General features: G+C 69.4%; 20 protein-coding genes. 7 read left to right on the top strand and 13 right to left on the bottom strand.

Annotated features, from left to right (window positions below):
- The first annotated feature begins 138 nt into the window (after positions 1–138).
- Positions 139–1,062: a phycobilisome rod-core linker polypeptide gene (locus CBM981_RS04895; protein WP_087067497.1), complete on the top strand. Its 924-nt coding sequence runs from the start codon at positions 139–141 to the stop codon at positions 1,060–1,062.
- Between the two features lie 7 nt (positions 1,063–1,069).
- Here CBM981_RS04895 and CBM981_RS04890 read toward each other — a convergent pair whose 3' ends face one another.
- From CBM981_RS04890 to CBM981_RS04880, 3 genes are all read right to left on the bottom strand, one after another.
- Positions 1,070–2,224 (bottom strand): HAMP domain-containing sensor histidine kinase, encoded by a 1,155-nt coding sequence (locus CBM981_RS04890; RefSeq protein ID WP_225867540.1) that lies wholly within the window; start codon positions 2,222–2,224, stop codon positions 1,070–1,072.
- Entirely contained in the window at positions 2,217–2,933 is a 717-nt protein-coding gene (locus tag CBM981_RS04885) for a response regulator transcription factor (protein ID WP_087069206.1), read from the bottom strand. The genes CBM981_RS04890 and CBM981_RS04885 overlap by 8 nt, the downstream gene beginning before the upstream one ends.
- A 92-nt stretch (positions 2,934–3,025) precedes the next feature.
- Positions 3,026–3,658: a Crp/Fnr family transcriptional regulator gene (locus CBM981_RS04880; RefSeq protein ID WP_087067495.1), complete on the bottom strand. Its 633-nt coding sequence runs from the start codon at positions 3,656–3,658 to the stop codon at positions 3,026–3,028.
- An 83-nt stretch (positions 3,659–3,741) separates the two neighbouring features.
- Between CBM981_RS04880 and CBM981_RS04875 the strand changes: the two genes are divergently transcribed.
- The gene (locus CBM981_RS04875) at positions 3,742–4,623 is read left to right on the top strand and encodes a cation diffusion facilitator family transporter (protein WP_087067494.1); all 882 of its coding nucleotides are present in this window, start codon (positions 3,742–3,744) and stop codon (positions 4,621–4,623) included.
- 12 nt (positions 4,624–4,635) lie between these two features.
- Here the strand turns inward: CBM981_RS04875 and CBM981_RS04870 are convergent, their stop codons facing one another.
- Positions 4,636–4,995, bottom strand: coding sequence for a helix-turn-helix transcriptional regulator (locus CBM981_RS04870; protein ID WP_087067493.1), 360 nt, complete (start codon positions 4,993–4,995; stop codon positions 4,636–4,638).
- Positions 4,996–5,016: 21 nt separating this feature from the next.
- Positions 5,017–5,262, bottom strand: a complete 246-nt coding sequence (locus tag CBM981_RS15810; protein ID WP_225867539.1) for a hypothetical protein — start codon at positions 5,260–5,262, stop codon at positions 5,017–5,019.
- 86 nt (positions 5,263–5,348) lie between these two features.
- Here CBM981_RS15810 and CBM981_RS15585 point away from each other — a divergent pair, with 86 nt between their 5' ends.
- Positions 5,349–5,840 carry a hypothetical protein gene (locus tag CBM981_RS15585; protein ID WP_087067492.1) on the top strand — a complete coding sequence of 164 codons (492 nt, stop codon included), beginning with the start codon at positions 5,349–5,351 and terminating at the stop codon, positions 5,838–5,840.
- Positions 5,841–5,915: 75 nt separating this feature from the next.
- Positions 5,916–6,200, top strand: coding sequence for a hypothetical protein (locus tag CBM981_RS04860; protein WP_087067491.1), 285 nt, complete (start codon positions 5,916–5,918; stop codon positions 6,198–6,200).
- Between the two features lie 34 nt (positions 6,201–6,234).
- On the opposite strand, the gene CBM981_RS04855 is transcribed toward CBM981_RS04860, so the two are convergent.
- Positions 6,235–6,813 (bottom strand): ferritin, encoded by a 579-nt coding sequence (locus tag CBM981_RS04855; RefSeq protein ID WP_087067490.1) that lies wholly within the window; start codon positions 6,811–6,813, stop codon positions 6,235–6,237.
- A gap of 617 nt (positions 6,814–7,430) precedes the next feature.
- Between CBM981_RS04855 and CBM981_RS04850 the strand changes: the two genes are divergently transcribed.
- Positions 7,431–9,188: a glycosyltransferase family 39 protein gene (locus tag CBM981_RS04850; RefSeq protein ID WP_087067489.1), complete on the top strand. Its 1,758-nt coding sequence runs from the start codon at positions 7,431–7,433 to the stop codon at positions 9,186–9,188.
- Here CBM981_RS04850 and pstS read toward each other — a convergent pair.
- The 4 genes from pstS to CBM981_RS04830 form a co-directional block, all read right to left on the bottom strand.
- Positions 9,185–10,174: a phosphate ABC transporter substrate-binding protein PstS gene (pstS, locus tag CBM981_RS04845; RefSeq protein WP_087067488.1), complete on the bottom strand. Its 990-nt coding sequence runs from the start codon at positions 10,172–10,174 to the stop codon at positions 9,185–9,187. The two genes, CBM981_RS04850 and pstS, sit on opposite strands and share 4 nt — an antisense overlap.
- A 243-nt stretch (positions 10,175–10,417) precedes the next feature.
- Positions 10,418–11,896, bottom strand: a complete 1,479-nt coding sequence (locus CBM981_RS04840; RefSeq protein WP_087067487.1) for an iron uptake porin — start codon at positions 11,894–11,896, stop codon at positions 10,418–10,420.
- 108 nt (positions 11,897–12,004) lie between these two features.
- On the bottom strand, positions 12,005–12,961 hold the full coding sequence (locus tag CBM981_RS04835; protein ID WP_172820819.1) for a CHAD domain-containing protein: 957 nt from the start codon (positions 12,959–12,961) through the stop codon (positions 12,005–12,007).
- Between the two features lie 40 nt (positions 12,962–13,001).
- Entirely contained in the window at positions 13,002–14,633 is a 1,632-nt protein-coding gene (locus CBM981_RS04830; protein ID WP_087067485.1) for a Na/Pi cotransporter family protein, read from the bottom strand.
- Between the two features lie 129 nt (positions 14,634–14,762).
- Between CBM981_RS04830 and CBM981_RS04825 the strand changes: the two genes are divergently transcribed.
- Positions 14,763–15,842 carry an acetate/propionate family kinase gene (locus tag CBM981_RS04825; protein WP_172820818.1) on the top strand — a complete coding sequence of 360 codons (1,080 nt, stop codon included), beginning with the start codon at positions 14,763–14,765 and terminating at the stop codon, positions 15,840–15,842.
- A 9-nt stretch (positions 15,843–15,851) separates the two neighbouring features.
- Here the strand turns inward: CBM981_RS04825 and CBM981_RS04820 are convergent, their stop codons facing one another.
- Together CBM981_RS04820 and CBM981_RS04815 are read right to left on the bottom strand one after the other, a co-directional pair.
- The gene (locus CBM981_RS04820) at positions 15,852–17,084 is read right to left on the bottom strand and encodes an FAD/NAD(P)-binding oxidoreductase (RefSeq protein WP_087067484.1); all 1,233 of its coding nucleotides are present in this window, start codon (positions 17,082–17,084) and stop codon (positions 15,852–15,854) included.
- Between the two features lie 134 nt (positions 17,085–17,218).
- Complete coding sequence (locus CBM981_RS04815) at positions 17,219–17,446, bottom strand: DUF3136 domain-containing protein (protein WP_087067483.1); 228 nt, start codon at positions 17,444–17,446, stop codon at positions 17,219–17,221.
- A 145-nt stretch (positions 17,447–17,591) separates the two neighbouring features.
- Here CBM981_RS04815 and pyrC point away from each other — a divergent pair, with 145 nt between their 5' ends.
- A complete protein-coding gene (gene pyrC / locus CBM981_RS04810) occupies positions 17,592–18,710 on the top strand; it encodes a dihydroorotase (protein ID WP_087067482.1) in 1,119 nt (372 codons plus the stop codon).
- 18 nt (positions 18,711–18,728) lie between these two features.
- On the opposite strand, the gene CBM981_RS04805 is transcribed toward pyrC, so the two are convergent.
- Complete coding sequence (locus CBM981_RS04805) at positions 18,729–20,093, bottom strand: cation:proton antiporter (protein WP_087067481.1); 1,365 nt, start codon at positions 20,091–20,093, stop codon at positions 18,729–18,731.
- Positions 20,094–20,172 lie beyond the last annotated feature (79 nt).

Genomic DNA, 20,172 nt, shown 5'->3' with positions numbered 1-20,172 from the left:
CATGAACATAAATATTCAATGAATCTGCGCAGCGGCTGCCTTGACTCCCCGTAGCGTATTGGCGCGCACGGGGCGCGATCCGCGTCACGGTTGCCGCATGTTCCCTTCCCGACATCCGCCCTTCGCCCCCCTACGCCCATGGCTTTGGTCAAGGCCCCCATTCTGGGGATTGAACGTTTCGCAGGTGCCCGAAACAAGGAAAACTGGGCCCACGCCAGTGACGATGACCGCGCCACCATCATTCGCGCCGTGTACCAGCAGGTGCTGGGCAACCAGTACATCATGAGGAGCGAGCGGCTGGAGGGGCTGGAATCCCTGTTCCGCAATGGCGATCTGAGTGTGCGTGAACTCGTGCGGCTGGTGGCCAAGAGCGGACTCTACAAAGAGAAGTTCTTTGAAAACTGCAATCCCTACCGCTTCATCGAGCTGAACTTCAAGCATCTGCTGGGCCGTGCTCCGAACAACAGTCACGAGATGCTCGAGCATTTCACGATCCTGCAGGAGCAGGGTTACGACGCCGAGATCGATTCGTACGTCGACAGTGACGAATACCAGCAACGTTTCGGCCAGGATGTTGTTCCCTACATCCATGGCTGGGATTATTCCCCCGGTCAGCAGGGCCGGCAGTTCTCCTGGGTGTTCCAGCTGGCCCGGGGTGCCGCGGCCTCGGTGAAGGGCGATTCCGCCGGCGTGCAGTCGCGGCTCAACCGCGTGGTGCACCGCAACCGGCCCGTGGCGGTGAATCCCCCCAGCTCCGGCCCCGCCTACTTCCGTTCCTCGGTGGGCTCCGGTGCCTACAGCAGCGAGGCTGGCGATGCGCCGGCGGCGGTGTTCAACACCGAGCGCACCGACCGCATCAACGGCCTGCCCGTGATGGCCGGCGCCCGGGGCTCCGACAGCAGCAGTGGCCGCCTGGTCACCCTGCTGGTGACCGGTGTGGCCAACAACGCCTATTCCCGCACCGCTGAAACGGTGATCCGGGTGCCCTACACCCGCATGAACGAGGCGTTGCAGCGGGTGAACCGCCTGGGTGGCCGGGTCGTGGAGGTGAGCGTGCGCTGAGGCCTGCTCAGCGCTCTCCCTGGCGGGGGGGCAGGGTGCTCGGTTCGTGCGGCAGGATCAGTTCCAGCAAGGCGCCCCCTCCCGGGTGGTTGCTGGCCTGCACCCTGCCGCCGTGGCTCACGGCGATCTGCTGCACGATCGCCAGCCCCAGGCCGCTGCCGCTGCGGCCATGGCGTGTCCGGGCGCTGTCGCCCCGGTAGAACCGCTCGAACATGTGGGCCAGGTCGTCCTCACTGAGGCCGGGGCCGTGATCGCGCACGCTGAGCTGGCACCAGCCGCCGCGGCTGGTGAGCCTCACCTCCAGCCCCCCCCCTTCCGGACTGAAGCGCAGGGCATTGTCCAGCAGGTTCAGCACGGCCCTGTGCAGGCGCGCCCCGTCGCCCCGGATCTTCGGGTTCGGGCCGGAGTCCTCGCGGCTGGCCAGCACCAGATCGATGCCCCGCTGTTCCGCCAGGGGCCGGAGACCCAGCCACACCTGCTCCACCAACTGGGCCAGGTCCACCCCATCCACCCGCAGACCCTGGCCCGGCAGGGTGTTCTCCAGCCGCGAGAGCTCCAGCAGGTTCACCACCAGATCCTGCAGCCGCCGCAGCTCCCGCTGCAGCCGTTCCACCAGCCGGGCGTTGCGGTCGTTCACCTGGGCGGCCAGGCTGTCGCCCACCAGCAGCAGGGCCGTGAGCGGTGTCTTGAGTTCATGGGCCACATCGCTCACCCAGCGCTCCTGCTGCTCCAGCTGGGCCTCCAGCGAGCGACGGCTCTGCAGCTGCACCGCGATCCAGCCATCCAGGCCCGGCACCACCGCCAGGTTGAAGTCTGCGCCGCCGAAGCGCCATTCGAGCCGTTGGTTCCGGCCCTGGCGCCGCGCCAGGGCGATCGAGCCGATCAGGCCGGGATCGTCACACAGGGCGTTCAGAGGGCTGCCCTCCAGCCGCCGGTTCGCCTCCTTCTGCCCCAGCCCGCGGCAGAGGATGCGCTCGGCCAGGGGGCTGATGTGGCGGATCCGCCCGTCCCCGTCCAGCAGCACCCAGCCCACCGGGGAGCTGTCCATCCAGCTGAGCAGCTGGCGCGCGCTGGGGCCGCTGCCGCTGCTGCCGGCACGCCTCCACCAGCGGCCCACCCCCAGGGAGCCGGGCGGGCGGTGGCTGCGGCCGGACTCAGCCAAAGCGGTAGCCGAATCCACGCACGGTGACCAGGTGCTGGGGGGAGGAGGGTTCCTCCTCCAGTTTTTCCCGCAGCCAGCGGATGTGCACATCCACCGTCTTGCTGTCGCCGAAGTAGTCCACGCCCCACACGTGCTCCAGCAGCTTGTCGCGGCTCCAGACGCGACGGGGGTGCTGCATGAACAGCTCCAGCAGGCGGTATTCCTTCGGGGAGAGGTTCACCGGCAACCCGTCGCGGGTCACCCGGCATTCGTCCTGGTAGAGCTTCAGGTTGGCGTGTTCGAGCACCTTCTCCACGGTGCCCTGGCTGCCGCTGCGGCGCAGCAGGGCCCGGCAGCGGGCCACCAGCTCCCGCATGCCGAAGGGTTTCACCAGGTAGTCGTCGGCCCCCACCTCCAGGCCCAGCACCCTGTCGGTCTCGCTGTCCCGGGCGCTCACCACCAGGATCGGCGTGAAATTGCTGGCCGCGCGCAGCGCCCGGCACACATCCAGTCCCCCCAGGCCTGGCAGCATCAGGTCGAGCACCACCAGGGCGTAGGGCGCGGCGGGCTCCCCCCTGCCGGACTGGGGCTTGCCGCCGGGCTGCAGGGCGTTGAGGGCATCGCGGCCGTTGGCGCAGGCCGTGACGCTGAACCCCTCCAGCTCCAGGGCTTCCTGCAGGGTCTCGCGGATGGTCTCGTCGTCTTCGACGACCAGGAGGCGCGCACGCATCGCCCCATTGTGGCCCGGGGCCTCCAGGCCCCAGAAGCTGATGGGGCGGGGCGGTTCGCGGAGGCCCAGGGGTCGGGAGCCCAGCTGGCGCATCAGCCCAGGGGCTGGTGCGCCAGCACCAGATGACGCTCGCCATCCAGCGTGAGCCAGCCGCTGCTGCGCAGCTGTCCCAGCTCCCGGGTGATGGTGACGCGGGTGGTGCTCAGGGCGCTGGCCAGGTCGTGGTGGGTGAGCCGCAGCGGCAGCCGCAGCCCCTGGTCGCAGGGCTGGCCGTACTCCTCGGCCAGCAGTTCCAGAAAGCCCCGCAGCCGATCTTCGATGCGGCGCAGGCCGAGCAGGGCGAGCATCGCCTCGCTCTGCCGGTAGCGCGCGGCCAGACCCTGCAGCAGCCCGATGGCGAGGTGGGGGGCGGCCAGCACCTCGTCACAGCTGAGGCAGAGCAGGTCGCTGTCCACCATCGTGGTGGCCTCGTAGCTGGGCTGGCTGCTGAGGGGATCGCCGAAGGGCTCGTTCGATCCGGCGAGCCCCAGCATCAGGGCATCCCCCTGGAACGAGATGGTGCTCAGCTTCACCATGCCCCGCACCACCACCCACACGCTGCGGCGCAGCAGCGGCACCCTGCTGCCGGCGGGCAGGTGCACCAGCTGGCGCCGGGCATAGCTGTCCTCGAGCAGGATCCTGAACCCGTCGCGCTGGTTCGTGGCCTCGGAGGGCGTGAACACCATGGGCGGAGCACCCGGAGAGCCCCTCGACGCTATGGACAACGGCGAGGCCGGAGATCAAGGTGCGGTAGTCCGCCGTTTAAGAGTTGGTTAGCCCCGGCCACCGTCACCCTGACAGCGCCCCGTTCCGCTGGAGCGTGCTGCTCAACACCGGCCTGGTGGTGGTGCAGCTGGTGGTGGGCTTCGGCTTCGGCTCCCTGGCCCTGATCGGAGATGCCCTGCACAACGTGGGGGATGTGCTGGGGCTGGCCCTGGGCTGGGCCGCCGAGCGGCTGGCCCTGCGGCCGGCCAGCAGGCGCTTCACCTACGGCTACCGGCGCAGCACCCAGTTCGCCTCCCTCGCCAATGGCGCCCTGGTGCTGGCGGCTGGCGGGGTGGTGGTGGTGGAGGGGGTGCAGCGGCTGGGACGGCCTGCCGCGATCCAGCCGGAACCGGTGGCCTGGGCGGCCCTGGCCGGTCTGGTGATCAACCTGGCCTCAGCCCGGCTGTTCGGCCACGGCCATCAGCACGACCTCAACCGCCGGGCCGCGGTGCTGCACCTGCTCACCGATGCGGCGGTGTCGGCGGCGGTGCTGCTCAGCGCGCTTCTGATCCAGCTCACGGGCTGGAGCCGGCTGGACGCCCTGGCGGCGATCGGGGTGGGCCTGGCCGTGCTGTGGAGCGGCTGGGGTCTGCTGCTGGAATCCGGGGCGTTGCTGCTCGATGCCGTGCCACGCGGTGTGGATCTGGCGGCGATCGAGGCGGCTCTGCTCTCGCTGGAGGGGGTGGAGCGGGTGCATCACCTGCATGTCTGGAGCATGAGCACCTCGGCGGTGGCGCTCACCGCCCACCTGCAGCGGGACCCGGCGCGGCTGGCGGACCGGGAGCTGCTGCGGCAGGCCCGCCACCGGCTGCAGCAGCTGGGCGTGGGGCACACCACCCTGCAGCTGGAAACCGACGAGGAGGATCCCGGTGGGGAGCAGTGCTGAGGGGCTGCGGTCCTAGTCGGGGCAGGCAGGCGCGGGGCGCTGGCTGTGGACCACGAGGCGGTCCAGCCACTGCTGCAGGGCCCCGATCGCCTCGGGTTGCAGCCGGTAATAGGTCCAGCGGCCCTGGTCCCGGGCCGCCAGCAGGCCCGCCTCCCGCATCACCTTGAGGTGAAACGAGAGCTTCGACTGGGCCAGGCCCAGATCGCCGCCCAGGTCGCACACACAGCGCTCCCCATCCCCCAGGGCCTCGAGCACCTGCAGACGGAGGGGATCGGCCAGGGCCTTCAGCAGGGCCCGGGCCCCCGCCTCTGTGAGGCTGGGCGCGGGCGCGGTGGCGCTGCTGGCGTTGACTGTGTGATCCAGAACACGCATGAAACAAAATCGGTTGGTTGATCAACCCTGGTTGATCTGGTTTGCGGCGGCGCTGGGCCTGCCGCCATGGTCGCGCCCTCCGCGTTCCTTCGCCGGCACGGGTTCGCCATGCGTTTCGGGATCAAGGGCTTCGGCCGCATCGGCCGGCTCGTGTGCCGCGCGCTGGGGGATCGCCCCGGCCTCGAGCTGGGGCACAGCAACGACACCGCCGCCGGGGGCGGGAGGCAGGTGGACGTGGCGATGGTGCTCGACGGCACCGGGCGTCACAGGACGCCCCCGGCCCTGCAGCCCTGCTTGGCGGTGGCCGGTGTGCAGCGGGTGCTGGTGGCCTGCCCGGTGAAGGGGGTGGATCGGTGCCCGCCACGGCCTGCGGCTTCACCCTCCGGGTGGGCACCCTGCTGCAGGTCGGCGCCCTGGGGTGGCGGTTCTGGGAGGTGGGCGGCTTCATGGGGCTGTGGGTGGTCGCCTACGGCCTGGTGCAGGTCGCCGCTCCGTCGCTGCGCCGCCGCGGGGGCCGTGGTGCGCCTCCGGGCCCTGCCGCCGTGCAGTTCTGGAGCGCCCTGCTCATGGCCATCCCGGCCCTGATCGCCGTCGCCCGGGCGCGCCAGGCGTGGACTCCGGCGGTGCCGGTCGTGGCGGGACTGGGGGCCTTCGGGGGGGTGATCGCGATGAACTCCTCCATCCACAGCGACCCTGTGCTGGCCCACTCCGATGCCGCGGCGGTGAGCCTGAAGGTGGGCTTCCTCCCGATGGCCGATGCGGCGGGTCGGCTGCTGGGCACGCTGCTGCCGGGCCTGCTGGTTCTGCAGGGAGGGCTGCCGGCGCTGGTCCGTGGCGGCATGTAACGCGATTGAGAATCGCTTGCAGTTTCGGCGGCAGGGGCCTACGGTTCGTCCCATCCCGTGGAGCGCCGTCGGTCCTTGACTTCCCTCTGCTCCGACAGCCTGGTCGGCAGCCTCTGCCGGGAAGCTGATCGGCTCAGGCAGCGCTGCCGCAGCCTTTCGCTGGCCCTGGAGCGCTGCATGGATCCCCCCCTGCGCGCCCGGCTGGCCGCCGAAGTGGCGCAGCTGCAGGGGCGCCGCGGGGAACTGGAGCGGCTGGCCCAGGGCTGGCGGCGGCGGGGAGGGCTGGATCCCCTGGCGCTGGCTTTTCTCCTGGAGATCTGCAGCCGCTCCTTCGATCGCGCCATGGGGGAGGCGCTGTAGAACCACCCCCCCACCTTCTGCCCCCGGCGTGGCTTCAGGCCAGGGTGGCCGGCCCGTGCTGGTCCGCGCTGAGTTCGCCGTCGATGATCAGAACGGCGGCGGGCTGGTTCTGGGCGAAGCGAAGCCGGCCCAGCAGATGGGCAGCCTCGTTCTCCGCGGCGATCTGCTTGTCCACCATCGGATCGAGAAACACGGTGGTGCGCACATCGCTGCCCCGCTCGGCCATGCCGTAGAGCTGCTGCAGGGACGCGGTGACATCGGCCTCCATCTGGAACACCGCAGTGAAGATCTCCTCGAGGGAGTCCCAGTGCTGCCGCGGAGCCGGAATCTCCTGCAGGGTCACGCTCTGGCCGCGGGCAATCAGGTAGTCGGCCACCTGGGCGGCATGGCCCTGCTCCGCGGCGGACTCGCTCTTGAGGTAGTGCGCGAAACCGCGCAGCTCCCGCTCCGCGCACCAGAGGGCCATGGCGAAGTAGGCCGCACTGGCTCTGCGCTCCAGGCTGAGGTGCTCCTGCAGGGCCTCCAGCAGGGAGGGGTCCATGGGCTGGGCCATGGCCCGTCCCGCGGGGCCGGTGGCCAGCGCCGGTGTGGTGAAGCTGGTGGAGAGGGTCATGGGTGGGACTGGGGGGCTGTGGTGGGGGCTGTTATGGGGGGGGGGCTGTGCCGGGCCCGTCGCGGGGCGGGCTGTCCTGGGAGCACCGAGGGGTCACCAGTGTGGCCCAGGCACGGCTCGCCACGGCCTTCAGGAAGGGTCAGCAAGCCTGTTGGACTGGGCTGGTCCGCTTGCCTGTTCAGCGTGGTGTTTCAGCGTGACTGTTCAGATTGGGGCAAGAGGGTGCAGGCCACCAGCCGGCAGGCAGATCAGGTGCGGAAGACGTTCAGGAATCGCGGAAAAAGATAGCCAGTTTCTGAACTGAACCTACTCCCCACACCCTACAGGGGATGGGTATCAATCGGCGGCCTTGGGATGGCGGCTTTCCTGAATCCTGCAAATGCTTCTCAGCATCAGTGGCCTGGTGAATGGGCTCCGTTTGTGCCATGGCTGCCATCATCAGGCACTAAGCAGCGCGGGGGGTAGGCTTCATTCTTTCTGATTCCCGTGTGGTCGTATCCCGCCCCGGCCACTATCCCGACGCGGTACCACCCGTGAATCAACAACCTGACGAAGGCGTTGACAGCGCTGGACCCGCTCAGCAACAAGGTGTCAGGCATCATCCCCCGGACGCTCTATTGCGCCGAAGCGGCCTGATCCTGCTGGTGATGGCGGTCGTGCTGGTGGTGTTGTTCTGGGGCAGCAACATTCTCTATCCGCTGGATAAGACGGAATCGCTCCAGCTGGATATCGCACGCACCATGCATGCCGAGCACAGCCTCGTGGTGCCGCGCGTCAGCGGCGGGCCTTACTTCGACAAGCCGCCGCTGCCCTACTGGGTGGCCTGGCCGGTGTTCCAGTTCTTTCCAGCGGAACCGTGGCTGGCGCGCCTGGGGGCCGCCGTGGCCAGCAGTCTCGGTGTTCTGGCCACGGTGCTTCTGGTGCGCCACCAGGGGGGGTGCGACACGGAGTCACCGCGTCGCTCCCTGCGCCGGGCCCTGCTGGCGGGCCTGATCCTGGCCTGCTTGCCGGGCTACGCCGCCTTTGCCCATGTGGCCGTGCACGACAGCTACATCACCACCTGCATCACGGTGGCGGCGGCCGGCCTGTATGTCCTGCTGTTCGGGCAGCCCCACCCTGCCCTGGGCCCCCGCAGGCTGGCCGTGATCGTGGGTCTGGCCATGGGCCTGGGCTTCCTGGCCAAGGGGCTGCTGGCCTGGGGCCTGCCGGTGGCCGTGGTGCTGGCCTTCACGGCACTCACCCGCCAGGGCGGGCTGCTGCTGCGCCGGCTGCCTCAGCTGCTGCTGAGTGCCGCCCTGGCCGTGGCGCTGCCCCTTCCCTGGCTCCTGGCCGCTCTCCATGAGGCCGGACCGGCCTTCATCGCCGGCTTCCTGGGTCGCAGCAACCTGGCCCGCGTCACCAGCACCGTGGACGGCCACAGGGGGCCCTGGTTCTACTACCTGCCGGTGGTGCTGCTGCTCAGCTTTCCCTGGGGCCTGCTGGCCATCCCCAACCGGGCGCGCTGGCGTCAGCTCGCTGGCCAGGCGCGGCGGCGGCATCCCTCCGAGCGCAGCGCCGACCTGCAGCTGTTCGCCCTGGTGTGGCTGGTGCTCACCGTGCTGCTGCTCAGTGTGGCCAGCACCAAGCTGCCCCACTACATCCTCTCCTGTCTGCCGCCGCTGGCCATCCTGGCGGCGTTCAATCTGGTGCCGGAGCCTCCGACGGGAACGGCGCGTCAGGAGTCCTACAGCCGCAGTTCCCGCTTCTACGGCCTTCTGGGGGCAGGCACGGCTGGGGTGCTGGCGGCCGGTGGGCTGGTGTTCGCACCGGTGGCGGCCAGGCTGATCAAGCCCGACCGGGTCTTCCCCGACTACACGGCGGCCCTGGTGGCGCATCTGGAGGGTGCGCCCCTGCGGGGGCTGCTGGTGCTGATGGCCGCGGCGGTGGTGGGCGTGCTGATCTGGATTCCGCAGCGCCGCACCGCCCTGGTGACGGCCTGGACGCTGGTGGCGGTGCTCAACTTCAGCACGCTGGTGCCCGGGGTGGCGTCGGTGTACCGGCAGCACCGCCAGGCGGCGATCCTGGAGCTCGCCGATGCGGTGGCCCAGCACACCACCCCGGGGGTGCCGATCGTGATCCTGGGCAAGAGCTACCACTCGGTGGCCCTGCGCAGTGGCCACCCGATCCTGCGGCTGGATGGCTGGCCGGAGGTGGTGGCGTTGCAGCGCTCCACCCACGGCCACGCCTTCGACCGGGGGCTGGTGGTGGTCGCACCGCGGCATCGGATGCTCACGGAGCCCCAGGTGAGGGAGGCCGGCCTGCGGGTGGCTGGGGTGGATCAGCGCCAGAACCTGCTGGCGGTGCGGCTGCGCAGTGCCGGCCCGGCCCGCTCCTAGGTGCCGATCCGGCCCACTGCCTTCTTGGCGGCGTTGAGGATGTTGCCTTTCAGCGGCACATAGCCCAGATCATCGGCCCGGCTCTGGGCGGGCCCCAGCAGATGGGTCATGGCCTTGCGGATCTCGCCGGCCTTGGCACCGTTGCCTTTCTGGTAGGCCAGGATCCAGGTGAGGGTGGAGATCGGGTAGCTGTCGGCCCCGGCAGGGTTGGGATTTTCACCCGCGAGGTTGCCGTCCAGCTTGATGTTGTTCAGAGCTGCGGCACCGCTCTTCACATTCGGCAGCACATACTTGCCGGCCTTGTTCTGCAGCGCTGCCGCCTTGAGCTTGCCCTTCACGAAGGCCTGGTTCACGTAGCCGATCGAGCCCGGGGTGTTCTGGAGGATGCCAGCCACGCCCTCGTTGCCCTTGCCGCCCACACCCACGGGCCATTTCACGCTCTTGCCCTCCCCCACCTTGCTCTTCCATTCCGGCGAGAAGGCGGAGAGCGAATTGGTGAAGGCGAAGGTGGTGCCGCTGCCGTCGGAGCGGTGCACCACATTGATGGTGCCCTTGCCGCATTTCAATTGCTCCCAGGTCTTGATCTTGCCCAGGAACACGTCCACAGCCTGCTTCTGGCTGAGCTTGAGCCCCTTGCAGCTGGGGTTGTTGTAGGCGATGGCGATGGTGCCACCCACGGCGGGGAACTGCACCACGCCCCGCTTCACCTGGCTCGCTTCTGCGGCCTTGATCGGTTCATCGGTGGCACCGAAATCCACGGTGCCGGCGATGAACTGGCGCACGCCGGCGCCGGATCCCACCGACTGATAATTCACACGGATTCCCTGCTTCGCCGCCGAGGCGAAGGCGGCCTGATAGAAGGGGGCGGGAAAGCTGGCACCAGCGCCGTTGAGGGTGGCGCCGGCCAGGCCTGCACTGCCGGCGGCCATGCCGGAGAGGGCGAGGGCAGCGGCTCCGTACAGGGGGGCCTTCTTCGCGAAGGACATGGATGAAACCAGGTGGGTCTATCCCATGCTCGCAATACACAATAGGCTGAAGATTATGGGAAGATTAATGCTCGGTAAACTCATGCGGCACGGCCTTCAGCGATGGCTGTGCTGATGGTTTTCCGGCCAGATTGAAGGAGGAGCCAATAAAAAAGCCCCCCGGCATGGGGGGCTCTGGCGCAGGAGCTGCGCCGCGGAGGTGTGAGGTGGGCGAGGTGTGTGGAGTGCTGGAGGTTTGGTGACTCAGAACTTGAAGGTGGTCTGAATCACGCCGCCCCAGGCATCGTCGCCGCCGTTGGAGGCCGCATTGGTGCCGTAGAAGAGGGCAGGGGTGATGGAGATGTTGTCGGTGACCTGGAACTTGTAGAAGATCTCGTACAGCCAGGCCTCATCGCCCTCATCGCCATCCACGAAGGGCGGCATGCCGAAGGCGAAGCCGGCGGCGTTGCCCTTGGCGAAGGCGTCATCCCACTGGAAGCCCACCATCCAGGACTGGGAATCGGGGAAGCCGCCGCTGCCGTCGTTGTAGCCGTAGCCCAGGCTGATCGAGGGGATCCAGCCGGAGTCGGAGGGCTGCCAGTAGGCACCCACGGCCACACTGTTGGTGTCCTCACCGCTGAGCACGGTGCCGGAGAAATTGGGGTTGCGGATCCGGGAGGCCTCGGAGCCGTAGCGGTAGGCCACGGCAGCACCCCAGTTCGGAGCTTTCACACCCAGCTGGGCCAGGGCGTTGATGCCGCTGTCTTCGCTGAAGGCACCGATGCTGGAATCAGCAAAGCCTGAGCTGGACACGTAGTTGGCGGAGAAGGTGGCGTAGGGGCGGCCCTTCTCCACGTTCTGCTTCCAGCGGAAGCCGGCGCCGGCGCCGGTGGCCTTGTTGTAGGTGCCGGAGGCGCCAGCCAGGCCGAAGTAATCGAGAATGCTCGACTTGTAGGCGCTGGGCAGGAAGGCGATCATCTCGGTGTTGCGCACCAGGGCGCCCACCGTGAGGTTGAACGACTCACCCACGGGGAAGTCGTAGAACAGACGATCGATCTTCACGGAATCATCCGTGCCGGTGGCCTTGTCGAGGGTGAAGATCTGGGAGCTGCTGCCGAAGGGCAGGGAGCTGAAGTTGCCGGCGCGCAGACGGGTGCGGAGCAGGTCCTTGCCGCTGAAGCTGGTGTCGAAATTCAGCCGCACGTCGTAGTTGAAGGTGGTCTGGTCCGGATCGGCGCCATCCACATTGTCGAAGTCGGGCATGCCGCCAAGGATCATGCTCACCTCGCCCTTCAGCTTGGTGGTGGTGGAGAACTGGGTGGCCTCCAGTTCACCCACCTTGGCCTCGAGGCCATCGACGCGGCCCTTGAGCACGGCGAGCTCCTTCTCGAACTCGGCCATCAGGCGCTTGAGCTCGTCGGTCACCTCGGTGACGCGATCGAGGCAGGCGTTGAGCAGCGCGGCGGCCTCGAAACGGGTCATGGCCTTCTGCCCGCGGTAGGTGCCGTCGGGGTAGCCGGCCACGCAGCCGTAGCGCTCGATCAGGTTGGACAGTGCCTGGTAGGCCCAGCTGGTGGGCTGCACGTCCGAGAACTGGGAGATGCTGGTGACTTGCTCCTGGGAGGCGTACTGGTTGACGCCGTCCAGGTTGAGCTCGGCCCTCACCTCGGAAGCGTTGGCGGCCACGGGGGCCAGCAGACCAAGGGCCGCAGGGGCCACCAGCAGGCGCTGGAAGAATTTCATCGGGTCCTCACACCGATCGGGAAGAGACGCCAGACAGGCGTCCAGGGGACCTTATCGATGGCTCAGCGGCTGCGAGGTGCTCCACAAGGCCGACGCATGTGATCTGCGCTACAGGTCCAGGTGGTCTGGATCCAGCAGCAGCCCCTGCAGCAGCTGGCGGCGCTGCGGGAAGCCCAGCAGCCGCTCGGCGAGCAACCGCCAGCTGGCCCAGCTGGCGGCCTGCTGCTGCTGGAGCAGGGCGTGGAGCCGGGGCAGCCGCCGGGACAGGGGGCCCTTGAGCCGGGACTCGATCACCTGCCGCAGCACGGCGATATCATGGAGGTCTCCGAGCAGCTCCTGGGCCTGTTTGAGCTGCTCCAGCCAGTGGCCGGCGGTGGCGCCAGCCAGCGGCTGGAGGTTTTCCAGCCGGTAGCGCGCTCCCTTGAGGCCCTTGCGCAGGTCGTGGAGCTGCTTGGCCGCGGCTCCACCGGCGGGCTCCTCCACCCACCAGGCCGGATGCAGCAGCAGTTGGCCGAGCCAGGGCCACTGCCACTCCACCAGCCACTCCACCAGCGGCCGCTCGCCCAGCGGGGTGAAGCGGGGGTCCCGCAGCCAGCCCTCCAGGGCCTGGCCCATGGGCCGGTAGCTGCCGCCGGTGAGCTCGCGCCGCAGTGGCTTCTGGGCCTTGTGCCGTTGCCGCCGCAGCCGCTTGATCACAGGGGCGAGCTGGTGCACCTCCTCGGTGGGCAGATGCGCCAGCAGCCGGGTCTCCAGCCGTTCCTGCAGCACGTCCAGGTCGCGGGCCATGCCGAGGCGCTGGCCTGATCGGGCCAGTGCGCCGGCAGACACCTGCGGGGGCATCACCAGGGCCGGCTCGAACTGGATCAGGCAGGTGCGCAGGCGACGCATCGCCACCCGCATCTGATGCAGGGGCTCGGTGTCCCGAGACTCCAGCACCTTGGGCTGGAGCTTCACCAGGCGCCTGGCCTGAGCGCTCAGGAGCCCATGCAGGTGCTCGCCGCTGCTGCGGGCCCCCGGCCCGGCACCCCCTGCCGGAGCAGGGAGCGGTGTGACAGGCCTGGCCATGGTTGGTGCCTTCCGCATCGCGCCTGCCCCTCCACTCTGGTCACGTTGCTCTGGCCCCGTCCAGGGGGGCAGGGGGACCCGGCCCCATCACCTCCACCAGGTGATGGCAGATCCGCTGCAGATGCTGGCTCACCCGCCGCAGCCAGCGCATCGCCTCCAGCAGCGCTGTGCCCTCCTCCACATCGAGGGATCCCGCGGCGATCCGCTCCATCACCTCCTGCCGGAACGGATCCACCCGGCGGTGCAGTCGCCGGGCGCAGGCATCGGCCACGGGACCGGCCGCCTGCCACGATCCCTGCCCCAGCAGGGGAATCAAGGCGTCCAGGCCGTGGAGCAGCAGGTCCCGTTCCCGCTGCAGGGCGGGCGCCGTGGCCACGGCCTGCCGGCGCTGTTCTTCCTCGGTGCAGCGCTCATGCAGCCGCTGCAGGTGGTCGAGACCATGCAAGAGATGCAGCAGCCTGGCGCTCACGGGGTGGGGCAGCCCCGGCAGCTCCACCTGGTCCACGAAGAGTTCCAGGCGCTCCAGGTCGGTCTCACCGAGTCCCGTCTCCCGCACGAGGGCGGCCGAGGTGGTCTGCGGTTGGGTCAGGGCCTGGCGCAGCCCGGTGAGGAGGGCCACGAAGGACTGGCCCAGCACGGTGGAGGCCTGGTCGACGGCCAGCATCGGATCCTTGGGTGGCGTGTCGGTCAGCTCCTCGGTGGGGCGGTCGCGGCTGGGGGGCACCAGGCGGCGGATCAGGCCGGCGAAGCCGGAGGCGAAGGGCAGGATCAGCAGCACCCCGGCCACGTTGAAGCCGGTGTGGAAGGCGGTGAGGGCGAACTCCGGATCGCGCGCCAGGAACGCCGGCCACCCCTGCCGGAGGCCCAGCAGGTACAGCGGCAGCAGCGTGAAGGCCAGCAGGGCCGTGAACAGGTTGAACGCCACGTGGGCCGCGGCGGTGCGCCGGGCCCCGAGCCCTGCGCCCATCGCCGCGATCAGGGCGGTCACGGTGGTGCCCAGGTCCATGCCGATCACCAGCGCGCAGGCCTGGGGCACGGCGATGGCACCGGCTCCGATCGCGGCCAGCGCGGTGGCCACCCCAGCCCCGGAGGACTGGGTGATCACCGTGGTGAGCAGGCCGAGCAGAAGCAGCTGGAACCGCCCCGTCAGCTGCTCGGCGTCGAAGCGGGCCGGATCCAGGAGCAGGCCATGCCCCGCCATGGCCTCCTGCAGCCCGCCGATCCCGATGAACAGGAGCGCGAAGCCCGCCAGCGCCAGGCCGGCCTGGGCCTGACGGGCGCGGCCCAGCAGGCGCAGGCAGGCACCCACCAGCACCAGCGGCAGCATGAGGCGCTGCAGGTTGAGCTTGATCCCCAGCAGGGCCACCAGCCAGCCCAGCCCCGTGCTGCCCACGTTGGCCCCGAGGATGATGCCCACAGCCGCCTGGAAGCTCAGCAGCCCGGCGCTCACGAAGCCCACCGTCATCACCGTGGTGGCGCTGGACGACTGCACGATGGCCGTGGTGAGGGCCCCGCTGCAGGCGCCGCTCCAGGGTGAGCGGGTGAAGCGCAGCAAGGCCTGGCGGAGCCGGTGCCCGGCCAGGTTCCGCAACCCCTCGGTCATCAGCGCCATGCCCAGCAGGAACAGCCCGAGTCCGCCGGCGGCATTCAGCAGGGTGGTGCCTGGGGACATCGCGCGTGGGACGGGCGTCGGTCAGGGGCCGGGACCGGGCGGCCGGCTCCCGGTGGACAGGCGTAGCAGGACCCTAGGGCTTGCGGGTGGTTCAACAATGGGCCCGCAACCAAGCGGGAGGCGCCCCCGATGCCCGCCCCGATCCCCCCAGCGCTGGTGCTGGTGGTGAATGCCGGCAGCTCCAGCCTCAAGGCCTCGCTGGTGGATGGCCGCGGCCAGCGTCCCTGGCAGCAGCAGCGCTCCCTGGATCCCGGGGCTGCCGGAGGGGTTGAGGCGCTGCTGGAGGGGTGGCTGCTGCCGGAGATCACCCCCTGGCTGCCCCGGCTGGAGCGGATCGCCCACCGGGTGGTGCATGGCGGGGAGCGCTTCACGGCCCCCACAGCCCTCACCCCCGCCGTGGTCGAGGCCCTCGAAGCTCTGGTGCCGCTGGCCCCGCTCCACAACGCCGCAGCACTGGAGGCCATCCGCTGGTTCAGCGCCTGGGGCGAGGCGCAGGCCCCGGGCCTGCGCCAGTGGGCCTGTTTCGACACCGGCTTCCACGCCACCCTGCCGGAGGCGGCGCGCACCTACGCCATCCCGGCCGGGTGGCGGGCCGCCGGCCTGCGGCGCTTCGGCTTCCATGGTCTCAGCCACCAGCATGTGGCGGAACAGGTGGCGGTGCTCCGGCCCGGCGCACGCCGGCTGATCAGCTGCCATCTCGGCGCGGGCTGTTCCCTCTGCGCCATCCGCCTCGATCCCTCAACCGGTCCCCGCAGCGTGGCCACCACCATGGGATTCACCCCCCTGGAGGGTCTGGTGATGGCCAGCCGCAGCGGCAGCGTCGATCCCGGGCTGTTGCTGCACCAGCTGCGGCAGGGGCTGACTCCGGAGGCCATCGATGAGGCGCTCCAGTGCCACAGCGGCCTGCTGGGGCTTTCGGAGCTCAGTGGCGACATGCGCACCCTGCGGCAGGCGGCTGCGCAGGGGCACCAGGGTGCCCAGCTGGCGCTGGCGGTGTTCCGGCAGCGGTTGCTGGAAGGGATCGGGGCCATGGCCGCCTGCCTCCAGGGTGTGGAGGTGATCGCCCTGACAGGCGGCATCGGCGAGCACGACCAGTCCCTGGTCGGGGAACTCGGCGCGGCCCTCGGCTGGCTGGAGCCCTTCACCCTGCTGCAGGTGAGCGCCGATGAAGAGGGGCTGATGGCCCGGCTCTGCCGTGAGGCTGGCTAGGGCATCGGCCTAGCGCTTCACGCCGGGAATGAAGCGGCGCTCGTGCTGGGCTCCGGCGAGCATCCGGTTCCAGTAGAGGGAGGGCAGGATCTTGCGCTTCACGAACCACATGCTCCAGCGCTCCTTGGTGGGGTCGAGCGGGAAGGAGGGCACCGGCTGCTGTTCGTAGTTGAACTCGGCCATGATCACCTTGCCGTAGCCGGTGATCAGCGGGCAGCAGCTGTAGCCGTCGTAGGCCGCCTCCAGGGGCCTGCCGTCCAGGTGGGCCAGCAGGTTGGCCACCACCACGGGGGCCTCGCCGCGCACGGCGGCGGCGGTCTTGGAGTTGGGAATGCCGCTCACATCCCCGAGGGAGAACACGTTGGGGTAGCGCACGTGCTGCAGGGTGAACTTGTCCACCTCCACGAAGCCGCTGGCGGCGGCCAGCGGACTGGCGGCCACCACATCGGGCGCCGCCATCGGCGGGGTGACATGCAGCAGGCCGTAGGGGATCACCTCCTGGCGGCTGGTGTCGCCGTCCTTCACCTCGAACACCGCCTCGCGGCTGTCCGCGCGCACCTCGGTGAGCACATGGTTGTAGCGGGCATCGATGCCGTGCCGCTTCACCACGTCCCGCAGCGGGGCGGCGTAGGTGGGCACGCCGAAGATGCCCGGGGTGGCGGTGGCGTAGATCACGCGGGCCTGCAGCCCCTTCTTCCTGAACACGTCGTCCGCCATGTAGGCGATCTTCTGCGGTGCCCCCGGGCACTTGATCGGCATGGGCGGGCAGGTGAACACCGCATTGCCGGCGCCGTCACTGCCCCCCTGGAAGGCCTGGATCGCTTCCCAGGTGTAGGGGGCGAACTCGCGGGAATAGTTGCTGCACACCCCGCCCTTGCCGAGGGCTTCGGGCAGCCCCTGGATCCTGTCCCAGCAGAGTTTGAGGCCGGTGGCCACGATCAGCACGTCGTAGCTGATCTCCTGGCCTCCGGTGGTGCTCACCACCCCGCGCTCCGGGGAGAACCCGGCAGCAGCTTCACGGATCCAGGTGACGCCTGCCGGCATCACATCGCCTTCGGCCCGGCGGGTCTCCGCCATGCTGAACACCCCGCCACCCACCAGGGTCCAGCCCGGCTGGTAGTAGTGCTCGTCGGCGGGCTCCAGGATGGCCACCTCGAGGGGGTTGCGGGCCCGCTTCAGCTGGGCGCCCACGGTGATGCCGGCCGCGCCGCCGCCGACGATCAGGATCTGGTGGTGAGGCATGAACAGCGCGGCGCGCTGGGCCGCTCAGGAAATGACTTTCTCCATTGAGTCACGCTGAGCAGCCCACGGGAAGGCCAGGCGGCGGACTGTTGGGAAACTGATGGGAATCGTTCTGCAAGCGTGGGCCTGCCGGCTCAGGCGGCCATCTGCTCCACTTCCCGTTTCAGCAGGGCGTAGAGGTAGTCGGGCGACTTGTAGCGGGTCGGCAGGCTCTTCTGCAGGAGGGTGAGGCGGTCCCAGCAGATGGTGCGCTGAATCGCCTCCAGGGACTTCCCGTTCTTGATCAGCATCCGCAGTGCCTTGCAGTACGTGGGATAGCCCGCTTCCAGTTCTCCGATCGTGAGTTTGGCCTCACTGCCCATGGCATCCCCACAGCAGAGGCAATCCTAAGGACACTCCGGCGGTCCCCCCGGGCTGGCGGCCACACCCACAGATTTCTTTGGAATGCCGTGGGGTGGGCTGGCAGGGTGGGGGAGAAGGACTGTCCGATCCCGCCTCCGCGTCGCGATGCCCCCTCCACCTCCCCCCGCAACGCCACCGCAAGCTTCCCTGCCAGGGCAAGCTCCCCTGCCGGGGACGGGGTCGATCAGCCTGCGTCAGCCCGACGACTGGCATGTTCATCTGCGCGACGGGGCCATGCTGGAGGCGGTGGTCGGTGCCACCGCCCGTCAGTTCCGCCGGGCCATCGTGATGCCCAACCTGCAGCCGCCGATCACCACGGTGGCGGCGGCGCGGGCCTACGGCGGCCGCATCCGCCGGGCGCTGCCCCCGGGCAGCAGCTTCGAGCCCCTGCTCACGGCCTACCTCACCGACAGCATCGACCCCCGCGAGGTGGAGGCCGGCTTCCGGGAGGGCGTGTGGGTGGCCGCCAAGCTCTACCCCGCCCGCGCCACCACCAATGCCGAGGCCGGGGTGAGTGATCCGCTGGCCATCACTGCCGTGCTGGAGGCGATGGAACGGATCGGCATGCCGCTGCTCATCCACGGCGAGGTCACCGATCCGGCGATCGACATCTTCGATCGCGAGGCCGTGTTCATCGAACGCCACCTGGCGCCCCTGCTGCAGCGCCATCCCGGTCTGAAGGTGGTGCTGGAGCACATCACCACCAGCGACGCGGTGGAGTTCGTGCGCAGCGGTCCGCCCCAGCTGGCCGCCACGATCACGCCCCATCACCTCCACATCAACCGCAACGCGATGTTCCAGGGGGGCCTCAAGCCCGACTTCTACTGCCTTCCGGTGGCCAAGCGGGAGTTGCACCGCCTGGCCCTGCGGGCCGCGGCCACCTCGGGAGATCCCCGCTTCTTCCTGGGCACCGATTCGGCTCCCCATGGGCGCTCCGCCAAGGAATCGGCCTGTGGCTGCGCCGGCATCTTCAACGCGCCCTACGCGATCGAGAGCTACGCCGCGGTGTTCGAGCAGGAAGGGGCGCTGCAGCGGCTGGAAGGTTTCGCCAGTGAGTTCGGCCCCCGCTTCTACGGGCTGCCCCTCAACACCGCCCGGATCACCCTGGAGCGCCAGCCCCATGCGGTGGAGCCGCGGCTCGCGTTGGCGGATGCCGCCGGGGCGCCGGTGGCGCTGGTGCCGTTCCATGCCGGTGAAACCCTGGCCTGGCGGCTGGTCTGCTGAGGGGGTGAGCTGCCCCTGTCACGGGGCCAGCGGACCGGTGCCGAGACCCACGCGGCGGCACACCCGCGGCAGGGTGAAGCCCTGCAGCATCAGGTTGAGCACCACCACCACGAACACGATGCCCTGGGCGTTCCGGGCGAGGGGCTCGACCAGGGCGGGATCGAGGCCCCGCAGCTCGGGAATCGCGCTCACCACGTGATACGAGAGGGCCAGGGGCACCGCTCCCCGCAGACCACACCAGGCGATCAACAGCGATTCCCGCCGACTGAAGGGGGAGAAGGGTTGAAACAGCAGCACCCCCAGGGGCCGGGCGACCAGCATCAGCGCAACGGCAGCGGCGATGCCCATGGGAATCGCGCCCAGCAGATCGCCGGGCGACACCAGCAAGCCGAAGATCAGGAACACGGTGATCTCGGTCATGGTGTTGAAGGGCAGCAGCACCTCCTGGATGCTCTCGTGGTTCACCTCGGCCATGCGGTAGTCCATGTTGGTCATGAACACGCCGGTCACATACACCGCCACGAAGCCCGAGCCCCCCAGCAGATCGCTGACGCCGTAGTCGATGAAGGCGATCGACATGGCCACCACCAGCAGCTGGGCCCGCTCGTTGACCAGGTAGTCGATCACGAACTTGGCCACATAGCCGAACAGCACCCCCACGATCAGCCCGGAGCCGATCTGCTGCACGAACCCCTTCAGCCCCTCCAGGAGCGCAGCACCCAGAGAGGGATCTGCGCTGAGGCCGCCGGCGCTGGCCGGGCTGGTGAACAGCTCGATCAGCAGCCCGTACACCAGCAGGGCGGCCGGATCGTTCACCGCCGATTCGAATTCCAGCAGGTGCTGCAGCCGCAGGGGCACCCCGGGCCGCACCTGGGCCAGCACGCTGAGGGTGGCGCCGGCGTCGGTGGACCCCAGGCATGCCGCCACCAGGAAGGCCGCGCCCAGGGGGATGCCGTTGCCGAAGCCCAGGGCGATGGCCCCACCGGTGCCTGAGGAGAGCCACCAGATCAGGCCACCGAGGGCCAGCGAGGTGATCAGCACGCCACCCAGGGCGAGCAGCAGGCCGTATTCGAGGAAGCCGCGGATGGCCTTGAGATCGGTCTTCAATCCGGCATAGAACAGCAGCAGCGCCAGGGCGAAGATCTGCAGGTTCTCGGCCTCTACATGGGTGATGTCGAGGAAGTTCACATTCACCAGCAGGCCGAGCAGCAGCACCCCCAGCACCCCCGGGATGCCGAGACGGATCGAGAAGCGGCTCACGGCCAGCGTGCCGAGGAAGAGCACCCCGATGAACAGCAGACGCCCCTGGATCGGCACATCGCTGAGGTTGGCGGACATGACGCTGGCGAGGCTCCAGGGCATCAGCTGGATGGGCACCGGCATCGGCGGGGGTCTGTTGCGGCGACCGTAGGCACCGAGGACCGCTGCTGCCAGTGCCGCTGCGCTCCGGAGCAGGTAGGGC

Source organism: Cyanobium sp. NIES-981, from assembly GCF_900088535.1.
GTDB lineage: Bacteria > Cyanobacteriota > Cyanobacteriia > PCC-6307 > Cyanobiaceae > NIES-981.
This window is presented reverse-complemented; position numbering and strand designations above follow the sequence as displayed.